Source organism: Sphingomonas flavalba (assembly GCF_047553045.1).
Classification (GTDB): domain Bacteria; phylum Pseudomonadota; class Alphaproteobacteria; order Sphingomonadales; family Sphingomonadaceae; genus Sphingomonas_L; species Sphingomonas_L flavalba_A.
In genome coordinates this window covers 1763256-1782431 of the sequence record NZ_CP180208.1, presented here as the reverse complement: position 1 = coordinate 1782431, position 19176 = coordinate 1763256, and the positions used below count along the sequence as shown (strand labels likewise).

Sequence of the window (19176 nt, the reverse complement as noted above, 5' to 3'; positions counted from 1 at the left end):
TTTCACGGCATTGGCGCTAGGGCGGCAAGCATGTCAGTGGTGATCAGCGACGAGCGGACGCAACAGGCGGCGCCGGCCGGCGAGCGCCTGCTGGGCGATGCCGCACGGGCGGCCGAAAGCAGCCATGCCCGGCTGTCCGGTCTGCTGACCGACATGTTCCTGCCCGATGCCCATCGTGCCAATGACCGGACGCGCGCGGTAATGGCGCGATTGTTCGACCAGTTGGTCGGCGCCGTCGAGGCGGATCTGCGCGCCATTCTGACTCCGCATTTCGAAAGCGAGGCGCCCGATGTCGCCGTGGTGCTGGCCAGCGAGCGGGTGACGATCGCGCTACCGATCCTGCACGAAACCGGGTTGCTGCGCGACGCGGAACTTGTCCAGTTGCTGCTTGCCCGGACCGAGGAACACCGGATCGTGCTGGGGTTGCGGCGGATTGCCGAATCCGGCCTTGATCCCGCGCCGGCGCTGGCGCCGCCCGACGACGTTGTCGCGGCGGCTGCCGACCATGCGCTGCGGCTGGCCGAGAATGACCGGATCGACGCCGCTTATGAGCCGGTGATGGCGGCGTCCGATTTGCCCGCCGCCCTGCTGCGGCGGGTGGTATGGCGGGTGGCGGCGGCGCTGCGCGATTATCTGGTGCGCGTCCGCAATGTCGCGCCGGAGGTTGCCGACCGCCATATTGCCGCCGCCGGTGCGGCGCTGCTCGCGGCGCACGACGCCGATGCGACGCTGGAGGCGGCGGCACTGCGGCTGGCAGCGCGCTGGCGGGAACTGGGCGTCGACGACGATGCCCGGTTGCACCATGCGTTGCGGCAGGGGCGTTTCGTGCTGTTTGCCGCGATGCTGGCTGTGCGCGCCGGGATCGGTGTTGAGCTGGCGACGGCGATGGCGGCGGACAGGGATATCGCCCGGCTGGCGGTGCTGCTGCGCGGTGTCGGTGTCGACCGCGACACGGCGGTGATGGCCCTGTTCGAGATGGCGGCGATCCACGGGCTGCCGGAGCAGCGGCTGATCGCCTGTTCCGACGCGTATGACCGGCTTGATCCTGCGGTAGCGCGGGCATCGTTGCAGCCGCCGTCGCTCGACCCGGGCTATCGCTCGGCCGTGGCGGCGTTGGCGGTGGAGCGGACGCCGTGACCGGGTTCGATGCCGTGCACGGCCGCGTCGATGGCGACGGACTGCTGATCGAGGCCGATCCGCCGCTGGTCGCGCTCAACGCCCGCAGCGGCGGCGCGATCGGGCGCGGGCTGGCCGTGCCTGGAATCGCCGCGCTGGCGCGACTGGCGCGACGGTTGAATATTCCGGTGTCGCGCAACATCGTTGTCGCTGACGAGGGGCAGAACCTGGAACTGTGGGTGCGCGCCCGGCCGGATGGGGGCGGCATCGGGCTGGCGATCGGCGGCTGGCACCAGCGCCCGGTTCCGGTCGCGTCGCTGACCGAATCGGTCGAGCGTGAACATGATTTCCTGCGCGCCAGCGCAGACTGGCTGTGGGAGACCGACGCGGCGATGCAACTGGTCGCGGTCCAGCCGGGCGGTAACGGTGTCGACCCGGCGGCGCTGATCGGCGCGCCGCTGACCGGGCTTTTCCGCTTCGTCGAGGATAGCGACGGCACGATGCCGTTACTCGGCGCGCTGGCGGCACATCGGCGCTTTTCCGGCCAGCCGGCGGAAATGCGGCCGACCGGCGCCCGCGTCCGGTTGTCGGCGGTGCCGCTGGTCGATGGCGCCGGGCGGTTTTCGGGTTATCGCGGTGCGGCGATCGTCGACGACGCCTGGCTGGTCGAGCCGGAACCAGCGCCGGCGGGTAACGATGTATTCGGCGAACGGCTTGATGCCGCGTTGCGCCAGCCGCTCGGCCGGATCGTCGCCAGTGCCGAGGGGCTAAGCGCGCGCGCCGACGGGCCGCTGCGCCGCGATTATGCCGATTACGCCGCCGACATCGCCAATGCCGGGCGCCACCTGCTGGCGCTGGTCGATGATCTGGTCGACCTGCAGGCGATCGAGCGCGCCGATTTTCAGCCGCACCACGACCCTGTCGACGTTGCCGAACTCGCCCGCAACGCTGCCGGCCTGCTGACGATCAAGGCGGCAGCGCGGCGTATCCGCATCGATGCCCCCGGTCCGAAAGAGGCGCTGGCGGCGACCGGCGACTATCGCCGCGCGTTGCAGATCATGCTGAATCTGATCGGCAACGCGATACGCCATTCGCCGGAAGACGCGATGATCTGGGTGCGCTGCGAACAGCAGGACGGGATGGCGACGGCGACTGTCGCCGACCAGGGCCGGGGCATCGCCCCCGCGGACCACGAGAAAATATTCGAAAAATTCGTGCGGGTCGCGCCGGAGGATGGGCCGGGCAGTGGCCTTGGCCTCTACATCGCGCGGCGGCTGGCGCGGGCGATGGGCGGTGACATCCGTGTCGACAGCGCGCCGGGGCAGGGCGCCCGGTTTCAGTTCTCGCTGCCGATGGCACCGTAAAGCGGCACCCCGCCCGCGACCGGGCAGGGTGCCTGAAACGCCTTAACGCTTGTCCAGCGGCACATAGTCGCGCTGCGTCGGCCCGACATAGAGCTGGCGCGGGCGGCCGATCTTCTGATCGGGATCGGCGATCATTTCATTCCACTGCGCGACCCAGCCGACGGTGCGGGCGAGGGCGAACAGCACGGTGAACATCGACGTCGGGAAACCGATCGCCGACAGGATGACGCCGGAATAGAAGTCGACATTCGGGTAGAGCTTCTTCTCGACGAAATAATCGTCCTTGAGGGCAATCTGCTCCAGCTCGCGCGCGACGTCGAACACCGGGTCGGTGACGCCCAGCTTGTCGAGCACCTCGTTCGCGGTCTTCTGCATCACCTTCGCGCGCGGGTCGTAATTCTTGTAGACCCGGTGGCCGAAGCCCATCAGCCGGAACGGATCGTCCTTGTCCTTGGCGCGGGCGATATATTCCGGGATGCGTTCCGGCCGGCCGATTTCGCGCAGCATATTCAGCGCCGCTTCGTTGGCGCCGCCATGCGCCGGCCCCCACAGGCAGGCGATGCCGGCAGCGATGCAGGCGAATGGGTTGGCGCCCGACGAGCCGGCGAGCCGTACGGTCGAGGTCGAGGCGTTCTGCTCATGGTCGGCGTGGAGGATGAAAATCCGGTCCATCGCCTGCTCGATCAGCGGATCGACTTCATATTTTTCCGCCGGCACGCCGAAGGTCATGCGCAGGAAGTTGCCGGGGTAGCTGAGCGTGTTGTCAGGGTAGAGGAACGGCTGCCCGACCGAATATTTATACGCCATTGCCGCCAGTGTCGGCATCTTGGCGATCAGCCGGTGGCTGGCGATCATCCGCTGGCGCGGATCGGTGATATCGGTCGAATCATGGTAGAAGGACGACAGGGCGCCGACCACGCCGCACATGATCGCCATCGGGTGCGCGTCGCGCCGGAAACCGCGGAAGAAGGTCGCCAGCTGTTCGTGGACCATCGTGTGGCGGCTGATCGTGTAGGTGAACCGGTCCAGTTCCTCGGCGTTGGGCAGTTCGTCGTTCAGCAGCAGATAGGCGACCTCCATGAAGGTCGACTGTTCGGCGAGCTGATCGATCGGATAGCCGCGATGGAGCAGAACGCCGGCATCGCCGTCGATATAGGTCAGTTTTGATTCGCAGCTTGCGGTCGAGGTGAAGCCCGGATCGTAGGTAAAAACCCCGCGCTGGCCGTAGAGTTTGCGGATATCGACGACGTCCGGCCCGACGCTGCCCGATCGCACCGGGAGGCTAAGGTCCTGGTCGCCCAAGGTCAGCTTTGCGCTGGTTTCGCCCATGTTGTTCTCCTCGTCATTCTGCTTCGTTGGCGATCGCATCGGCGATGCGCGCCAAGGATTCGTCCCGGCCCAAGAGGACCAGCACGTCGAAAATACCCGGCGATGTCGTGCGCCCGGTGAGGGCCGCGCGCAACGGCTGCGCCACTTTGCCCAGGCCGATGCCGGAATCCTCCGCCACTCGTCGAACCTGATCTTCCAGTACCGCCGCCGACCAGTCTGGTGCGGCGGCGAGCGCATCACGGGTGCTGACCAGCAGCGCCCGCGCGGCAGCGTCTAGCAGCGCCGATGCCTTTTCGTCGAGAGCAAGCGGGCGAGTTGCGAACAGGAATCCGGCTCCGTCGGCAATTTCGTCGAGCGTGCGCGCCCGCGTCTTCAGCGAGGGCATCGCCAAGGTGAGGCGGGCGACGTCTGCGCCAGGGATCCGCGTGGCGACCAGCGTCGCCAACCGGGCGTCGTCGGCCTCGCGCAGATAGTGGCCGTTCAGATTTTCCAGCTTTTTCAGGTCGAAACGGGAAGGGGAGCGGCCAACGGCGGTGATGTCGAACCAGTCCACCGCTTGTTCGCGGCTGATCACCTCATCATCGCCGTGGCCCCAGCCGAGGCGAAGCAGATAGTTGCACACGGCTTCCGGCAGCATTCCCATGTCATCGCGATAGGCGTCGACGCCCAGTGCGCCGTGCCGTTTCGAGAGTTTCGCACCGTCCGCCCCGTGAATCAGCGGAACATGGGCGTAGATCGGTTCCGGCCAGCCCATTGCGCGGATGATGCCAAGCTGGCGGAAAGCGTTGTTCAGATGGTCGTCGCCGCGAATGACGTGGGTGACGCCCATGTCGTGATCGTCGACGACCACTGCCAGCATGTAGGTCGGCGTGCCGTCGGAACGGAGCAGCACCATATCGTCCAGCTCGGCATTGTTGACCGTGACCGGGCCTTGCACGCGATCGTCGATCGTCGTTGCGCCTTCGGTTTGCGCCCGCAAACGGATGCTGAACGGGGCGCCGGCCGGGGCTTCCGACGGATCGCGATCTCGCCAGCGGCCGTCATAGCGGATCGGCTGTTTGGCGGCGCGCTGGGCTTCGCGCATTTCCGCCAGTTCTTCCGCCGTCGCGTAACAGCGATAGGCGTTGCCCGATTCGAGCAGCGCGGCGACAACATCCGCATGGCGGGTGGCGCGCTCCGACTGGAAAACGACATCGCCGTCCCAGTCCAGCCCAAGCCAGCGCATGCCGTCGAGAATCGCGTCGATCGCCGCCTTTGTCGAACGGACCTTGTCGGTATCTTCGATCCGCAGCTTGAACGTGCCGCCGAAGTGGCGGGCGTATAGCCAGTTGAACAGCGCGGTGCGCGCGCCGCCGATGTGCAGAAACCCCGTCGGCGACGGGGCGAAACGGGTGACGACCTTGGCGGCTTCGCTGCTTGCGCTCACGCGCGCTTGCTCCCAGGATTCAAGGATGGACGGCGACGCCCCTAGCATGGGTTCAGCAACCCATCAAACAGTTGCGTTCGCACGTATTCGCCGTGGCTGGTGGACGGCGATCGCGGCGGTCGAGCGGCGGCTGGAGGTGGAGCGCGACCAACTGGCGCTGTGGCTGCCGGTTGCGGTGGGCGGCGGCATCGCCGCGTGGTTCGTGCTGCCCGATGCCTGGGGCTGGGCGGCGTTCCTGCTGCTTGTGGCCGCGATCGCGATGGCCGGACGCTGCCTGCCGGGAACGCGGCTGGGCTTGGCGCTGACCGCTGGCGGGCTGGCGGCTGGGCTGGGATGTGCGCTGGTCTGGGCGAGTGCGGAGCGGGCGGCGGCGCCGGTGCTCCGGCGACCGGTCGTCGCCAGCCTGCTGGTGCGAGTCGATCAGGTGCAGCCGCTGGCGGCGCGTGACGCGGTTCGGGTGGTCGCGACGCCGATCGGCGCCCCGGCGATGCCGTTCCGCCTGCGCCTGACCATTGCCCAGGCCGATGCGCCGGCGCGGCTGGCTGCCGGCGATCGGCTTCGCCTGCGCGCCCGGCTGGTGCCGCCGCAAGCGGCGCCGGTGCCCGGTGCCTATGATTTCGCCAGAGTCGCGTGGTTTCAGCGGATCGGCGCGACGGGGCGTGCCTTCGCGCCGGTGGAGCGCGTTGGCCTTGGGGCGGAGGGGCCGGGGCTGCGCGAGCGGTTGTCCGGCCACATCCGCGCGCAACTGAGCGGAGGAGAGGGGGCGATTGCCGCCGCGCTTGCCACCGGCGATCAGGGCGCGATGCCGGACCCGGACGCCGAAGCAATGCGCCGGTCGGGGCTGGCGCATCTGTTATCGGTCAGCGGCCTGCACATTACGGCGGTGGTCGGCTTTGCGATGGTGCTGGTGCTGCGGCTGCTGGCGCTCAGCCCCCGGCTTGCGCTGCGCTGGCCGCTGCTGCTGATTGCCGCCGGCGCGGGCGCGGTTGCCGGCATCGGCTATACGCTGCTGACCGGAGCGGAGGTGCCGACCATCCGTTCCTGTGTCGCGGCGCTGCTGGTGCTGACCGCGCTGGCGATCGGGCGCGACGCGCTGACCCTGCGGCTGGTCGCGGCCGGCGCGCTGATCGTTTTGCTGCTGTGGCCGGAAAGCCTGGTTGGTGCGAGTTTCCAACTCAGTTTCGCCGCGGTGACGGCGTTGATTGCGTTCCACGAGCGCCCGGCGATCAAGGCGTTTCTGGCCCGGCGGGAGGAGGGGGGCGTTGCCAGGTGTGGCCGAATTCTGCTTGGTGCACTGCTGACCGGACTGGTCGTCGAACTGGCGCTGGCGCCGATCGCGCTGTTCCATTTTCACCGGGCGGGGCTGTACGGCGCGCTGGCCAATATCGTCGCGATCCCGCTGACGACCTTTGTCATCATGCCGCTTGAGGCGCTGGCGCTGCTGTTCGATGTCGGCGGGATGGGCGCGCCGCTATGGTGGGCGGCGGGCAAGGCGCTGGCGCTGCTGCTGTGGATCGCCCACACCGTCGCGGTGGCGCCGGGCGCGGTGGCGATGCTGCCGACGATGGCGCGCGGTACGTTTGCGCTGATGATCGGTGGCGGGCTGTGGATGGTTCTGTGGAAAAGCCGGTTGGCGTGGTGGGGGGCGATCCCGCTTGCCGCCGGTACAGCGATTGCGCTGGCGACGCCGGTGCCCGACCTGCTGGTAACCGGCGACGGTCGCCACGCGGCGGTGCGGGACGGCGGTACGGTAGGGCTGCTGCGACCGCGCGCCGGCGGCTATATCCGCGACCTGCTCGCCGAATCGGCGGGGCTGGACGGGGTGCCGGGGTTGATCGACGATCTGCAAGGCGCGCGCTGCGGGCCGGACGCGTGCATCGCTGAACTGGTGCGCGGCGGGCGACGGTGGCGGATAATGGCGACGCGCAGCGGCTATTTCCTGCCATTCGAGCCGCTGGTCCGCGCCTGCGCCACCGTCGACATCGCCATCAGCGAGCGGCGCCTGCCGGCGGCGTGTCGGCCGCGCTGGCTGAAGATCGACCGCACGTTCCTGGGGAAGAACGGCGGGGTGGCGATCACGCTGGCGACGGGGCGGGTGGAGACGGTGGCGGCGCTGGCCGGCGCCCATCCCTGGGCAAGGCGTTAGCCGGGGTCAGGCGTTGGCGCCCACCGGACGGCCGATGCGCTGCGGCGCTTCGCCCCGATAATGGGCGATACCGAGTTGAAAACTTTCGGCGATCCGGTGGGCGCGGTCGGAGAACATCTCCGCTGCTTCCGCGGTTGCGACCTGACGGGCAGTACTGACGAACAAGGCCAGCCAGCGTGCGAAGTGCAGGCGGTTGACCGGCAGGACCATGTGCTTGGGCATCGGCGCGCCCTTGAACCGGCCCGTCATCAGCATGACGCCGGACCAGAAATCGCACATCGTTTCGAGGTGGCTGTCCCAGTCCGATATCCGTTCCTCGAAGATCGGGCCGATCAACGGGTCGTCGCGGACTTCGGCATAGAAGCCGTGAACCAGATCGTGAATCACCTCCTCGGTTATCCCGGCGGCGACGGCCGGCGCGATTGCGCGTGCCCGGCGCTGCAGAATGTCCTCGGATTCGCTGATCATCGGTTCGCCCTCATGCTGCTGGAACGGCTATCTCACAAGTAAAGATGCACCGTCAATGCATGTTTTGATGCGGGCGTGAGAGATCGACGGGGTCTAACCGTATTTGTGGCTGGGCGCCGCTGTCGCGGAATGCAGTCGGGAGCGGTTTTAGAGGATTTCGCGCACGGTTTCCGGCGGGCGGCAGAGGCGGACGCCTTTGTCGGTTTCGACCAGCGGCCGTTCGATCAGAATCGGATTGGCGACCATCGCGTCGAGGATGGTGTCGTCGTCCGCGCTTTTCAGGCCGAGTTCCGTGGCAAGCGCTTCCTTGGCGCGCAAACCTTGGCGCGGGGTCATGCCGGCGCGGGCGTAGAGGGCGGCCAGTGTCGCGCGGGTCGGCGGCGACGCGAGATATTCTACGACGGTGACCGAGACGCCGTGCGCGCCCCGCAGCATCTCCAGCGTCTTGCGGGAATTGCTGCACCGGGGATTGTGCCAGATCGTCGCCTTCATCGCCTAATTTTCCTGCCGGGCCAGCCATTCCTCCAGCCATTTGATCGTATAGTCGCCGGCCTGGAATTCCGGGTCGTCGAGCAGCGCCTGATGGAGGGGAATGGTGGTCTTGATGCCATCGATCGCGAATTCTTCCAGCGCGCGGCGCAGGCGGCGCAGCGCCCCGGCACGGGTGGTGCCGTAGACGATCAGCTTGGCGATCATGCTGTCGTAATAGGGCGGGATTCGATAGCCGGCGTAGAGGCCGCTATCGACGCGGACATGCATGCCGCCCGGTGTATGGTAGCTTTTGACCAGACCCGGCGACGGCGCGAAGCTGCGCGGATCTTCGGCGTTGATCCGGCATTCGATCGCATGGCCACGGAACTGCACGTCCTGCTGGCGCAGGGTCAGGCCGTGGCCGTCGGCGATGCGGATCTGCTCGCGCACCAGATCGAGGCCGGTGATCGCTTCGGTCACCGGATGCTCGACCTGAAGCCGGGTGTTCATCTCGATGAAGTAGAATTCGCCGGCTTCCCACAGGAATTCGATGGTGCCGGCGCCGCGATAGCCCATGTCGGCCATCGCCTTGGCGACGATGCCGCCCATCCGCGCTCGTTCTTCCGGCGTGATGACCGGGGAGGGCGCTTCTTCCAGCACCTTCTGATGGCGACGCTGCAAAGAGCAGTCGCGCTCGCCCAGATGAATGGCGTTGCCGTTGCCGTCTCCGAATATCTGGAATTCAATATGGCGCGGATTGCCGAGATATTTCTCAAGATAGACGGTAGCGTCGCCGAACGCGGCCTTCGCCTCCGACCCGGCCTGCGCGATCAGGCTGTCGAGCTCATCCGGGCCATTGCACACTTTCATGCCGCGCCCGCCGCCGCCGCTGGCTGCCTTGATGATGACCGGGTAGCCGATCTCCGCCGCGATCCGGTGCGCTTCCTCGCTGTCCGACACGGCGCCATCGGAGCCGGGGACCAGCGGCAGGCCGAGCTTGCCGGCGGTGTGCTTCGCCTCCACCTTGTCGCCCATCGTGCGGATATGTTCCGGCTTCGGGCCGATCCACACCAGATTATGCATCTCGACGATTTCGGCGAAGCGGGCATTTTCCGACAGAAAGCCGTAGCCGGGGTGGATCGCGTCCGCACCGGAGATTTCCGCCGCCGAAATGATGTTCGGGATGTTGAGGTAGGAATCGATCGCAGGCGGTGGGCCGATGCATACCGCCTGGTCGGCCAGCCGAACGTGCATGGCGTCGGCATCGGCGGTCGAGTGCACCGCGACCGTCTTGATCCCCATTTCATGAGCCGCGCGGTGGATGCGCAGCGCGATCTCGCCGCGATTGGCGATCAGGATCTTGCTGATGGCCATCGGATCAGCCGACGACGATGAGCGGCTGGTCGAACTCGACGGGCTGGCCGCTTTCGACCAGCAGCGCCTTGACCGTGCCGGTGGCGGGCGCGGTGATCGGGTTCATCACCTTCATCGCTTCGACGATCAGCAGCGTCTGGCCGGCGGACACGTTGTCGCCGACCGACACAAACGGCCGTGCGCCCGGTTCCGGCGACAGGTAGACGGTGCCGACCATCGGCGAGCGGATCGCGCCGGGGTGGTCCGCGGCCGCGCTGGCGGCGGGTGCCGGCTCCGTAGCCGCAGGTGGCAGGGCCGCGACGGGGGCCGCGGCCACGGTGGCGGGGGCCGCGGCGATGGTGACGGTGCGGGCGACGCGGATCGAGCGATCGCCGTCCTCGACCTCGATTTCGGTCAGTCCGTTTTCATCAAGCAATTCGGCGAGCTGGCGGACCAGCGCCGTGTCGACGCGCATCGGCGCGGAGGCATCTTTCTTCTCGGTCATGCGACCCTCTTGGTTCCCTGTTGCGGCGTTCCCTGTCAGAGACGGGCCGCCGCGTCCAGCGCGAGCAGGTAGGACATGGCGCCGAAACCGGCGATCGTGCCCCGCGCTGCACCGCCGACATAGCTGTGATGGCGGAAGTTTTCCCGCCGGTGCGGATTGGACAGATGCACCTCGATCACCGGCACCGCAATCGCCTTGATCGCGTCGTGCAGGGCGACGGAGGTATGGGTGTAGCCGGCGGCGTTGAGCAGCACGGCCTTGGCGCCCGCCGCATTCGCCTCGTGCAGCCAGTCGACCAGATGGCCTTCGTGGTTGGACTGGCGGACGTCGACGGTGAGGTCCAGTTCGCGGGCGCGATCCTCCAGCATTCCGGCGATGTCGTCGAGCGTGTCGGCCCCGTATATCTCCGGCTCGCGCAAGCCGAGCAGGTTGAGGTTGGGACCGTTCAGCACGAACACGGTATCGGCCATGACAGAAGCGCCTTTCGGTTGCGGCGGTATGAAGCCGGTTCCTATATGACCCCTCACTCCAACACGCAAAGGCGCAGGATTCGATGAGCGGGGACGGGACGATCAGCATTACGGTCAACGGGGAGGGCCGCCGGGTCAAGGCAGGGCTGACCATTGCCGGGCTGGCCGCCGAACTGGGTCTGGCTCCCGAGAAAGTGGCGGTCGAGCGCAATCTGGAGATCGTGCCGCGATCGACGCTGGCGAATGTGACGATTGCCGACGGCGATTCGCTGGAAATCGTTCATTTTGTCGGCGGTGGCGACACCGCCCGGTCGCTCGATGAGGATCGCTGGACGGTTGCCGGACACAGCTTCCGGTCCCGGCTGATTGTCGGGACCGGCAAGTACAAGGATTTCGCGCAGAATGCGGCCGCGGTTGCCGCATCGGGTGCGGAGATCGTCACCGTCGCGGTACGGCGGGTCAATATTGCCGACCCCAATGCGCCGATGCTGACCGACTTCATCGACCCGAAAGTAATCACCTACCTGCCCAATACCGCCGGCTGCTTTACCGCGGAGGAAGCGATCCGCACCTTGCGGCTTGCGCGCGAGGCGGGGGGGTGGGACCTCGTCAAGCTGGAGGTGCTGGGAGAAGCGAAGTCGCTCTATCCCGACATGCTGGAGACATTGCGCGCGACCGAAGTTCTGGCGAACGAAGGGTTCAAGCCGATGGTTTATTGCGCTGACGACCCGATAGCGGCGCGGCGGCTGGAGGATGCCGGGGCAGTGGCGATCATGCCGCTGGGCGCGCCGATCGGTTCCGGTCTGGGTATCCAGAACCGGGTCACCATACGGCTAATCGTCGAAGGGGCGAAGGTGCCGGTGCTGGTCGACGCGGGGGTCGGCACCGCGTCCGACGCGGCGGCGGCGATGGAACTGGGCTGCGACGGCGTGCTGATGAACACCGCGATCGCCGAGGCGAAGGACCCGCTGCTGATGGCGGCGGCGATGAAGGCGGCGGTCGAGTCCGGGCGGCTCGCCTATCGCGCCGGGCGCATGGGGCGCCGACTCTATGCCGACCCGTCCAGTCCGCTTGCTGGGCTGATCTGACGTGGAACAAGAGATGTCGCCCGTCCGTTATGCAGGCCTACCCCGTATTGAGGAGCATGCGTAATGGGCGAGATGATCGACAAGGCCAAGGGCGCGGCCAACGAAGCCATCGGCAAGGCCAAGCAGACGATTGGCAAGCATACCGACAACGATAAGCTGGCGGCCGAGGGCGTTGGTCAGCAGGTACGCGGCAAGGCGCAGAAGGCGGCTGGTGCCGTGAAGGGTGCGCTGGGCGACAAGATCTGAGCGCATTCGCCGGACTTAGGGACGGGCCGCGCGGCACAGTGCCGGGCGGCCCGTTCGATTCTGGCGCATTTTCGACGTTTCAACCCCCCGCGCAGATAGTGGGGGGTGGGGCGCCATGGCGCCATGGCACCATCAAATCGCAACGCGCTTTCCGCATGTTGGCACGGCCCGCTGCCGGATTTGACCGGTGGCACCGGCGCGCTTAATTGCCGATCAGATAGCAGCAGTCGAAGGATGTTTTCGTGAAGAAGCTCTATTCTGACGCGGCGGCGGCACTGGACGGCGTGCTGTTTGACGGGATGACGATCTGCGCCGGCGGATTCGGTTTGTGTGGCGTGCCGGTCCGGCTGATCGACGCGATCGAGGCGGCCGGTACCAAGCGGCTGACCTGCGTGTCCAACAATGCCGGCATCGATGGTCAAGGGCTGGGCAAGCTGCTGCGCAGCCGTCAGATCGCCAAAATGGTCGCCTCCTACGTCGGCGAGAACAAGGAGTTCGAGCGGCAGTTTCTGGCAGGCGAGCTTGAGGTTGAATTCTGCCCGCAGGGAACACTGGCCGAACGCTGCCGTGCTGGCGGCGCGGGTATTCCCGGTTTCTACACCCGTACCGGCGTCGGCACGCTGGCGGCCGAGGGCAAGGAGCTGAAGGAATTCGACGGCGAGACCTATGTGCTGGAGCGTGGTATTCGCGCCGACCTCGCGGTCGTCAAAGGCTGGAAGGCCGATGAGGCCGGCAATCTGGTGTTTCGCAAGACCGCGCGCAATTTCAACCAGCCGATGGCGACCGCCGGCAAGATTTGTATCGCGGAGGTCGAGGAGATCGTGCCGGTCGGCGCGCTCGACCCGGATCACATCCATTTGCCCGGCATTTTCGTCAACCGCCTGATCCTGGGCGCGCCATACGACAAGCCGATCGAGTTTCGCACCGTCCGTCAGCGCGAGGCAGCGTGATCCCGGCGTTGCCCGGCCGGGCATTCGCAGGCGCTGGCCTCGGCCTGCTGCTGTCGGCCTGCGCGACGGGGATGGGCGGTGCGCCGGAACCGGTTCCAGCGGCGCCGGCGGCACCGCCGGCAGCGGTGCAATATCTCTTCGGGTCGGGCGAGGCGGCGGCGCTGGGCGTTCAGGCCTGGCAGGCGCTGGTCGACCATGTCGTCGTCAATCGAGGCGGAAACCCGGAAGACAGCGTCGTGCTGGCCCCCGGTACGACGCTGGCTGCGCCGGGGTTCGTCCGCTGCGGCGACAGGCCGCCGGCGGTGGTCTTCGACATCGACGAAACGGTGTTGCTCAACCTCGGCTATGTTTATGACGAGTCTGTGCGCGGCGCGCCATTTGACCCGGATCGTTGGGCGCGCTGGGAACAAAGCGGTGCCGACAAGGTCGTTGCCGCGCCGGGCGCGGTGGCGGCGGTCAACGCGCTGCGCAAGGCGGGTGTAACCGTCGTGTTCAATTCCAACCGCGCGGCGGCCAACGCCGCGTGGACCGCCTATGCGCTGCGCACCGCCGGGCTGGGCAATGCCGTCCACGGCCAGACGCTGTTCCTGGCCGGTGATGATACGGGCGGGTCGGCGAAGGATGGGCGGCGGGCGACGATTGCCGCCAAATTCTGCGTGATCGCAATGGCCGGCGACCAGCTTGGCGATTTCAGCGACCTGTTCGCGGCGATTCCGTCCGTTGCCGAACGCCGCGCGGCAGCGGCGACCGGTCCGATCGCCGCGCTGTGGGGGCGCGGCTGGTTCCTGCTGCCGAACCCGGTTTACGGAAGCGCGCTGAAGGGCGGCTTTGACGATGTCTTTCCGTCGGACAGGCGCTGGTCCGACCCCGCTACCGTAGCTGCCACCGAAGGAGCAAAATAATGGCCTGGACCCGTGACGAAATGGCCGCCCGCGCCGCGCGCGAGCTGAAGGACGGCTATTACGTGAATCTGGGCATCGGTATTCCGACGCTGGTCGCCAACCATGTTCCCGACGGTGTCGAGGTGACGTTGCAGTCGGAAAACGGCATGCTGGGCATCGGCCCGTTCCCCTACGACGACGAGGTCGATCCCGACCTGATCAACGCCGGCAAGCAGACGGTTAGCGAGCTGCCTTCGACCAGCTTCTTCAATTCGGCCGACAGTTTCGCGATGATCCGCGGCGGGCATATCGACCTGGCGGTGCTCGGTGCGATGGAAGTGTCGGAAAAGGGGGATATCGCCAACTGGATGATCCCCGGCAAGATGGTGAAGGGGATGGGCGGCGCGATGGACCTGGTGGCGGGGGTCAAGAAGATCATCGTCGTCATGGAGCACAACGCCAAGAATGGCGGGCCGAAATTCATTCCCGAATGCACCCTGCCGCTGACCGGCGCCAATGTCGTTGACATGATCGTCACGGATATCGCGGTGTTCCAGCGTCCAGACCACGCCAGCCCGTTCAAGCTGATCGAAATTGCCCCCGGTGTTACGGCCGACGACGTCGCGGCGCGAACGACGGCGCACTACCTGCGCTGAACGACGGTCTCATGGCGTTGGTCCCGCGCCGGACTCGGGCTGGCGTAAGTTTTCATACTTTGTCTTGAAATTGGTGCAATTATCTGATTCCTGAGCATTCGAGACGTCTATAACAGGGTCGCGAAGAGCGTGGGGATGTGGAAGGACTATATGCGCGGAGCGCGTCCGCTGCTGGTGGCGGCGGGGGCAATTGGCGCCGCGGCCGCGCTGGTGGTGACCGGCGCGCGGTCCAGTGCGTCCGCCCAGGTTGAGGCCCAGCCGCCGCATCTGCCTTTCGCCCGGGAGGCGATCGCCGCTGATCCGGCGCTGCTGCGGGCACCCAGTCGCATCGACTATGCGCTGCTCGACCAGCGGCTTCGCCAGCTTGTCGAGCGACCGGATATGGTCGGCATGGCGATCGCGATCATCGAGAATGGCGAGATCAGCTTTGTCAAAGGCTATGGCCTGACCGAGGCAAAGGGCGCGGAGCCGGTCGGCGTTCGCACCGTTTTTCGCTGGGCGTCGCTGTCGAAGGGGGTGGCAGGTACGCTGGTCGCCGAACTGGCGGCGGAAGGCAAGCTGTCTCTCGATGACCCGATCGCGCGCTATTCCAAGACATTGCGCCTGCCGCGCGGTGGCGAACAGATCGCGACGGTCGCCGACATATTGTCCCACCGCGTCGGGCTTAGCCACAATGCGTTCGACGACCGGCTGGAAGGCGGGCAGGACCCGCGCGTGATCCGGGCGTCGCTTGGTGGGCTGTCGGCGCTGTGCCAGCCGGGCACCTGCCACAGCTATCAGAATGTCGCGTTCGATTCCGCCAGCGAGGTGGTGGAAGCGGTGACCGGCCGTCCCTATGCCGAGGAGGTGCGCGACCGACTGTTCCGCCCGCTCGGCATGCAGGACGCCAGCCTGACCCGCATCGGCCTGATGGCATCCAAAAGCTGGGCGCGGCCGCATGTCGGGCGAACGACGGTTTCGGTCGAGGACCCGTATTACCGGGTGCCGGCCGCGGGCGGGGTCAACAGTTCGATCATGGACCTGGCGCTGTGGATGCGCGCGCAGATCGGCCTGACGCCGCGGGTGGTGTCGCCGGCGGTGCTGGACACGGCGCATATGGCGCGGGTCGACACCGAACGGCGCAGCACGCCCTTTGCCCGTGCGATGGGCGCGTCGCGCTACGCGCTCGGCTGGCGCGACTATGATTTCGAGGGGCGCCGGCTGATTGGCCATCAGGGGGCGGTGCGTGGTTATCGCTCGACCATATTGTTCGATCCGCGCGCCCGTGCCGGTGTGGCGGTGCTGTGGAATTCGCAGAGCGGGGCGCCCGGCCGTATTCAGCTGGAGGTGCTCGACATGCTCTATGGGCTGGGCGACCGCGACTGGTTGCGCCTGGATGGCGGGACGGGGGGCCGCGCGACGATAAGCGCACGGTGACCGTCCGGCTTCCCTCGCCGGCGTTAACCGGTTAAGGCCCCGCCGTCATGACCAGCAAGCCCCGCACCCTTTACGAGAAAATCTGGGACGCACACGTTGTCGAGACGCGCGACGACGGCACCAGCCTGATCTATATCGACCGTCACCTTGTCCACGAGGTGACCAGTCCGCAGGCATTCGAGGGGCTTCGCGTCGCCGGGCGCAAGGTGCGCCGGCCGGACCTGACGCTGGCCGTTCCCGATCATAACCTGCCGACGACGGCCCGGGTGGACGCCGTCGGCCACCGGTTGCCGATCACCGATCGGGAAAGCGCGGATCAACTCGCCGCGCTGGAACAGAATACCCGCGCATTCGGCATCCGCTATTTCGACGCGCTCGCGCCCGAACAGGGTATTGTCCACGTCGTCGGGCCGGAACAGGGCTTCACCCTGCCGGGCACGACGCTGGTGTGCGGCGACAGCCATACCGCCGCGCACGGCGCGCTGGGCGCGCTGGCCTTCGGCATTGGCACCAGCGAGGTCGAGCATGTCCTTGCTACCCAGACGCTGTTGCTGAAGCGGTCGAAGACCATGGAGGTGCGGATCGACGGTACGCTGGGTTTCGGCGTGACGGCGAAAGACCTGATCCTGGAAGTGATCGGGCGGATCGGCGCCGCCGGCGGCACCGGCTATGTCATCGAATATACCGGTTCGGCGATCCGCGATATGTCGATCGAAGGACGGCTGACCGTTGCCAACATGTCGATCGAGGGTGGCGCCCGCGCCGGGCTGATCGCGCCGGACGACAAGACCTATGCCTATCTGGAAGGGCGCCCGATGGCGCCTGCGGGTGAGGCGTGGGCCAGGGCGATGGCGTGGTGGCGGACGTTGCCGTCCGATCCCGGCGCAGTTTACGACCGCACCGTTCTGGTCGACGCGGCCGAGATCGCGCCCAATGTCACCTGGGGCACCAGCCCGGAGGATGTGGTGCCGATCGCCGGCACCGTGCCCGATCCCGACAGTTTTCCCGACCCGTCGAAGCGCGAGGCGGCGCGCCGGGCGCTGGCCTATATGGGACTGGTGCCGGGTCAGCGCATGCAGGACGTGGCGATCGAAAACATCTTCATCGGCAGTTGCACCAACAGCCGGATCGAGGACCTGCGCTCCGCCGCCGGTGTGGTGAAGGGCCGCCGCGTCGCCAGCGGCGTGCGGCAGGCGTTGGTTGTCCCCGGCTCCGGCCTGGTCAAGCGCCAGGCGGAGGAAGAGGGACTTGACCGCATCTTCACCGAGGCTGGTTTCGAGTGGCGCGAGGCTGGCTGCTCGATGTGCCTGGCGATGAACCCGGACAAGGTGCCGGCGGGAGAGCGTTGCGCGTCGACGTCCAACCGCAACTTCGTTGGCCGGCAGGGGCCGGGTGCGCGGACCCACCTGCTGTCGCCGGCGATGGCGGCAGCGGCGGCGGTGACCGGACGGTTGACCGACGTGCGCGAATTGATGAGGGGGTAAGGCGATGAAACGGGCGCTTTTTCTGCTGATTGCCGGGGCCGCGCTCAGTGGCCTGGCCGCCTATGCCGCTTCCGCCAAGGTTGAGCGGCCGGTGACCGGCTATGCCGGCGGGGCGTGGCGATGAAGCCGGTCCACCGTATTTCCGGTCGCGCCTATCCGTTCGGCGCCAAGAATGTTGACACCGACATCATTATTCCGGCGCACTGGCTGAAGACGATCAGCCGCAGCGGCATGGGCAAGGGCGCGTTCGAGACCGTGCGCGCCGAGCCGGGCAATGTGTTCGACGACCCCGAATATGCGGGTGCGCCGATCCTGATCGCCGGTGACAATTTCGGGTGCGGATCGAGCCGCGAGCATGCGGCGTGGGCACTGGCCGACATGGGTGTGCAGGCGGTGATCGCTCCCAGTTATTCCGATATCTTTTCGGGTAACGCGTTCAAGAACGGCATATTGGCGGTGGTGTTGCCGCAAGAGGCGATCGACCGGCTGCTCGAGGTCGCGAAGACCGACCCGATCGACATCGACCTGGAACATCAGACGGTGACTACGCCGTTCCAGGACCGTTTCACCTTCGAGATCGACCCGTTTCGCAAGGCCTGCCTGCTCGGCGGACTGGACGAGATCGGCCTGACGCTGAAGATGGACGGGGCGATCGGCGCCTATGAGGCACGCCGGGCCGAGGCATTCTCCTGGATGTAGTCCCGACGTGGCGGCTCTGCCGTAGCGGATTTTGAACGGGGTTCCCGGCTTGCTACCCCGGTTGCGTTGATTTGCGGGAGAGACGGATGAAGGCGCTGTTGTCGCTTGCCCCCGGAGGGCCGGAAACGCTGGTGCTCAGCGATGTCGCGGAGCCGGTTGCCGGTGCCGGGGAATTGCTGGTTCGGGTGGTCGCCTGCGCGATCAACTTTCCTGATGTGCTGATCATCGAGGACAAGTACCAGTTCAAGCCGGAGCGGCCGTTTGCGCCGGGTGGTGAGGTGTCCGGCATTGTCGAGGCGGTGGGTGAGGGCGTCAGTGGCTGGCGGGCCGGCGACCGGCTAATCGCGCTGACCTCCGCCGGCGGGCTGGCGGAAAAGGTGGCGGTCCCGGCGGCGCGCTGTTTCCGCGTGCCGGACAAGGTGTCGATGGTGTCCGCCTCGGCGTTGCTGCTGACATATGCCACCGCCATTCATGCGTTGCTGGACCGTGGGCGGCTGAAAGCCGGGCAGTCGCTGCTGGTACTGGGTGCTGCGGGCGGTGTCGGTCTGGCGACCGTGGAGTTGGGTAAGGCGTTCGGCGCGCGGGTGGTTGCCGCCGTGTCGGACGCCGACAAGGCGGCGGCGGCGCGGGATGCCGGGGCGGACGACGTGCTGATCTATGGCCGGGCGCCGTTCGATAAGACGCAGGCGAAGGCACTGGCCGATGCGTTCAAGGACAAGGCCGGGCGCGGCGGGTTCGACGTCGTCCTCGACCCGGTCGGTGGCGACTATGCCGAACCGGCATTGCGGGCGATCGGCTGGGAGGGGCGCTATCTGGTCGTCGGCTTCCCCGCCGGCATCCCGCGCCTGCCGCTCAACCTGACTTTGCTCAAAAGCTGCGATGTCTGCGGCGTGTTCTGGGGGGCATTCGCCGCGCGCGACCCGCACGGCAACGCCGCCCATGTCGAGACATTGTTCGCGTTGTGGGACGAAGGACGCATTCACCCGCGCGTCACCGCCACCTATCCGCTGGAGCGCGCCGGCGAGGCGATTGCCCGGCTTGGCGCGCGCGGGGCGATTGGCAAGCTGGTGGTGGTCGTCGACCCGGCGAACGGCTAGGCGTTGCGCCG

General features: G+C 67.1%; 19 protein-coding genes. 12 read left to right on the top strand and 7 right to left on the bottom strand.

The window, feature by feature from the left end; genetic code table 11:
- Nucleotides 1-30 precede the first annotated feature (30 nt).
- Nucleotides 31-1137: a DUF2336 domain-containing protein gene (locus ACMT1E_RS08515; RefSeq protein WP_414899658.1), complete on the top strand. Its 1107-nt coding sequence runs from the start codon at nt 31-33 to the stop codon at nt 1135-1137.
- Nucleotides 1134-2480: a sensor histidine kinase gene (locus ACMT1E_RS08510; protein ID WP_414899656.1), complete on the top strand. Its 1347-nt coding sequence runs from the start codon at nt 1134-1136 to the stop codon at nt 2478-2480. The genes ACMT1E_RS08515 and ACMT1E_RS08510 overlap by 4 nt, the downstream gene beginning before the upstream one ends.
- A 42-nt stretch (nt 2481-2522) precedes the next feature.
- On the opposite strand, the gene ACMT1E_RS08505 is transcribed toward ACMT1E_RS08510, so the two are convergent.
- On the bottom strand, nt 2523-3809 hold the full coding sequence (locus tag ACMT1E_RS08505) for a citrate synthase (RefSeq protein ID WP_414903350.1): 1287 nt from the start codon (nt 3807-3809) through the stop codon (nt 2523-2525).
- Between the two features lie 13 nt (nt 3810-3822).
- Complete coding sequence (gene gltX, locus ACMT1E_RS08500) at nt 3823-5235, bottom strand: glutamate--tRNA ligase (protein WP_414899654.1); 1413 nt, start codon at nt 5233-5235, stop codon at nt 3823-3825.
- Between the two features lie 46 nt (nt 5236-5281).
- Between gltX and ACMT1E_RS08495 the strand changes: the two genes are divergently transcribed.
- Nucleotides 5282-7381, top strand: coding sequence for a ComEC/Rec2 family competence protein (locus ACMT1E_RS08495; RefSeq protein WP_414899652.1), 2100 nt, complete (start codon nt 5282-5284; stop codon nt 7379-7381).
- Between the two features lie 6 nt (nt 7382-7387).
- Here ACMT1E_RS08495 and ACMT1E_RS08490 read toward each other — a convergent pair whose 3' ends face one another.
- The 5 genes from ACMT1E_RS08490 to aroQ all read right to left on the bottom strand — a co-directional run bounded on the left by ACMT1E_RS08490 (nt 7388) and on the right by aroQ (nt 10648).
- Nucleotides 7388-7849 (bottom strand): group III truncated hemoglobin, encoded by a 462-nt coding sequence (locus ACMT1E_RS08490; RefSeq protein ID WP_414899650.1) that lies wholly within the window; start codon nt 7847-7849, stop codon nt 7388-7390.
- Between the two features lie 147 nt (nt 7850-7996).
- The gene (gene arsC, locus ACMT1E_RS08485; RefSeq protein WP_414899649.1) at nt 7997-8341 is read right to left on the bottom strand and encodes an arsenate reductase (glutaredoxin); all 345 of its coding nucleotides are present in this window, start codon (nt 8339-8341) and stop codon (nt 7997-7999) included.
- A gap of 3 nt (nt 8342-8344) precedes the next feature.
- A complete protein-coding gene (accC, locus tag ACMT1E_RS08480; RefSeq protein WP_414899648.1) occupies nt 8345-9694 on the bottom strand; it encodes an acetyl-CoA carboxylase biotin carboxylase subunit in 1350 nt (449 codons plus the stop codon).
- A 4-nt stretch (nt 9695-9698) separates the two neighbouring features.
- Nucleotides 9699-10178, bottom strand: coding sequence for an acetyl-CoA carboxylase biotin carboxyl carrier protein (accB, locus tag ACMT1E_RS08475; protein ID WP_414899646.1), 480 nt, complete (start codon nt 10176-10178; stop codon nt 9699-9701).
- Between the two features lie 35 nt (nt 10179-10213).
- Nucleotides 10214-10648 carry a type II 3-dehydroquinate dehydratase gene (gene aroQ, locus ACMT1E_RS08470; protein WP_414899645.1) on the bottom strand — a complete coding sequence of 145 codons (435 nt, stop codon included), beginning with the start codon at nt 10646-10648 and terminating at the stop codon, nt 10214-10216.
- 83 nt (nt 10649-10731) lie between these two features.
- Here aroQ and thiS point away from each other — a divergent pair, with 83 nt between their 5' ends.
- From thiS to ACMT1E_RS08425, 9 genes are all read left to right on the top strand, one after another.
- Nucleotides 10732-11736, top strand: a complete 1005-nt coding sequence (gene thiS, locus ACMT1E_RS08465) for a sulfur carrier protein ThiS (protein ID WP_414899644.1) — start codon at nt 10732-10734, stop codon at nt 11734-11736.
- A 63-nt stretch (nt 11737-11799) separates the two neighbouring features.
- A complete protein-coding gene (locus tag ACMT1E_RS08460) occupies nt 11800-11982 on the top strand; it encodes a CsbD family protein (RefSeq protein WP_414899643.1) in 183 nt (60 codons plus the stop codon).
- 242 nt (nt 11983-12224) lie between these two features.
- On the top strand, nt 12225-12932 hold the full coding sequence (locus ACMT1E_RS08455) for a CoA transferase subunit A (protein ID WP_414899642.1): 708 nt from the start codon (nt 12225-12227) through the stop codon (nt 12930-12932).
- Nucleotides 12933-13003: 71 nt separating this feature from the next.
- Nucleotides 13004-13834: an HAD family acid phosphatase gene (locus ACMT1E_RS08450; protein ID WP_414903349.1), complete on the top strand. Its 831-nt coding sequence runs from the start codon at nt 13004-13006 to the stop codon at nt 13832-13834.
- Nucleotides 13834-14469 (top strand): CoA transferase subunit B, encoded by a 636-nt coding sequence (locus ACMT1E_RS08445; RefSeq protein ID WP_414899640.1) that lies wholly within the window; start codon nt 13834-13836, stop codon nt 14467-14469. Before ACMT1E_RS08450 ends, ACMT1E_RS08445 begins: the two co-directional genes overlap by 1 nt.
- Before the next feature lie 150 nt (nt 14470-14619).
- On the top strand, nt 14620-15885 hold the full coding sequence (locus tag ACMT1E_RS08440; RefSeq protein WP_414899639.1) for a serine hydrolase: 1266 nt from the start codon (nt 14620-14622) through the stop codon (nt 15883-15885).
- A gap of 47 nt (nt 15886-15932) precedes the next feature.
- The gene (gene leuC / locus ACMT1E_RS08435) at nt 15933-17369 is read left to right on the top strand and encodes a 3-isopropylmalate dehydratase large subunit (RefSeq protein WP_414899637.1); all 1437 of its coding nucleotides are present in this window, start codon (nt 15933-15935) and stop codon (nt 17367-17369) included.
- Nucleotides 17370-17489: 120 nt separating this feature from the next.
- Nucleotides 17490-18068 (top strand): 3-isopropylmalate dehydratase small subunit, encoded by a 579-nt coding sequence (leuD, locus tag ACMT1E_RS08430; protein ID WP_414903348.1) that lies wholly within the window; start codon nt 17490-17492, stop codon nt 18066-18068.
- Nucleotides 18069-18154: 86 nt separating this feature from the next.
- Nucleotides 18155-19165, top strand: a complete 1011-nt coding sequence (locus ACMT1E_RS08425; protein WP_414899635.1) for an NADPH:quinone oxidoreductase family protein — start codon at nt 18155-18157, stop codon at nt 19163-19165.
- Nucleotides 19166-19176 lie beyond the last annotated feature (11 nt).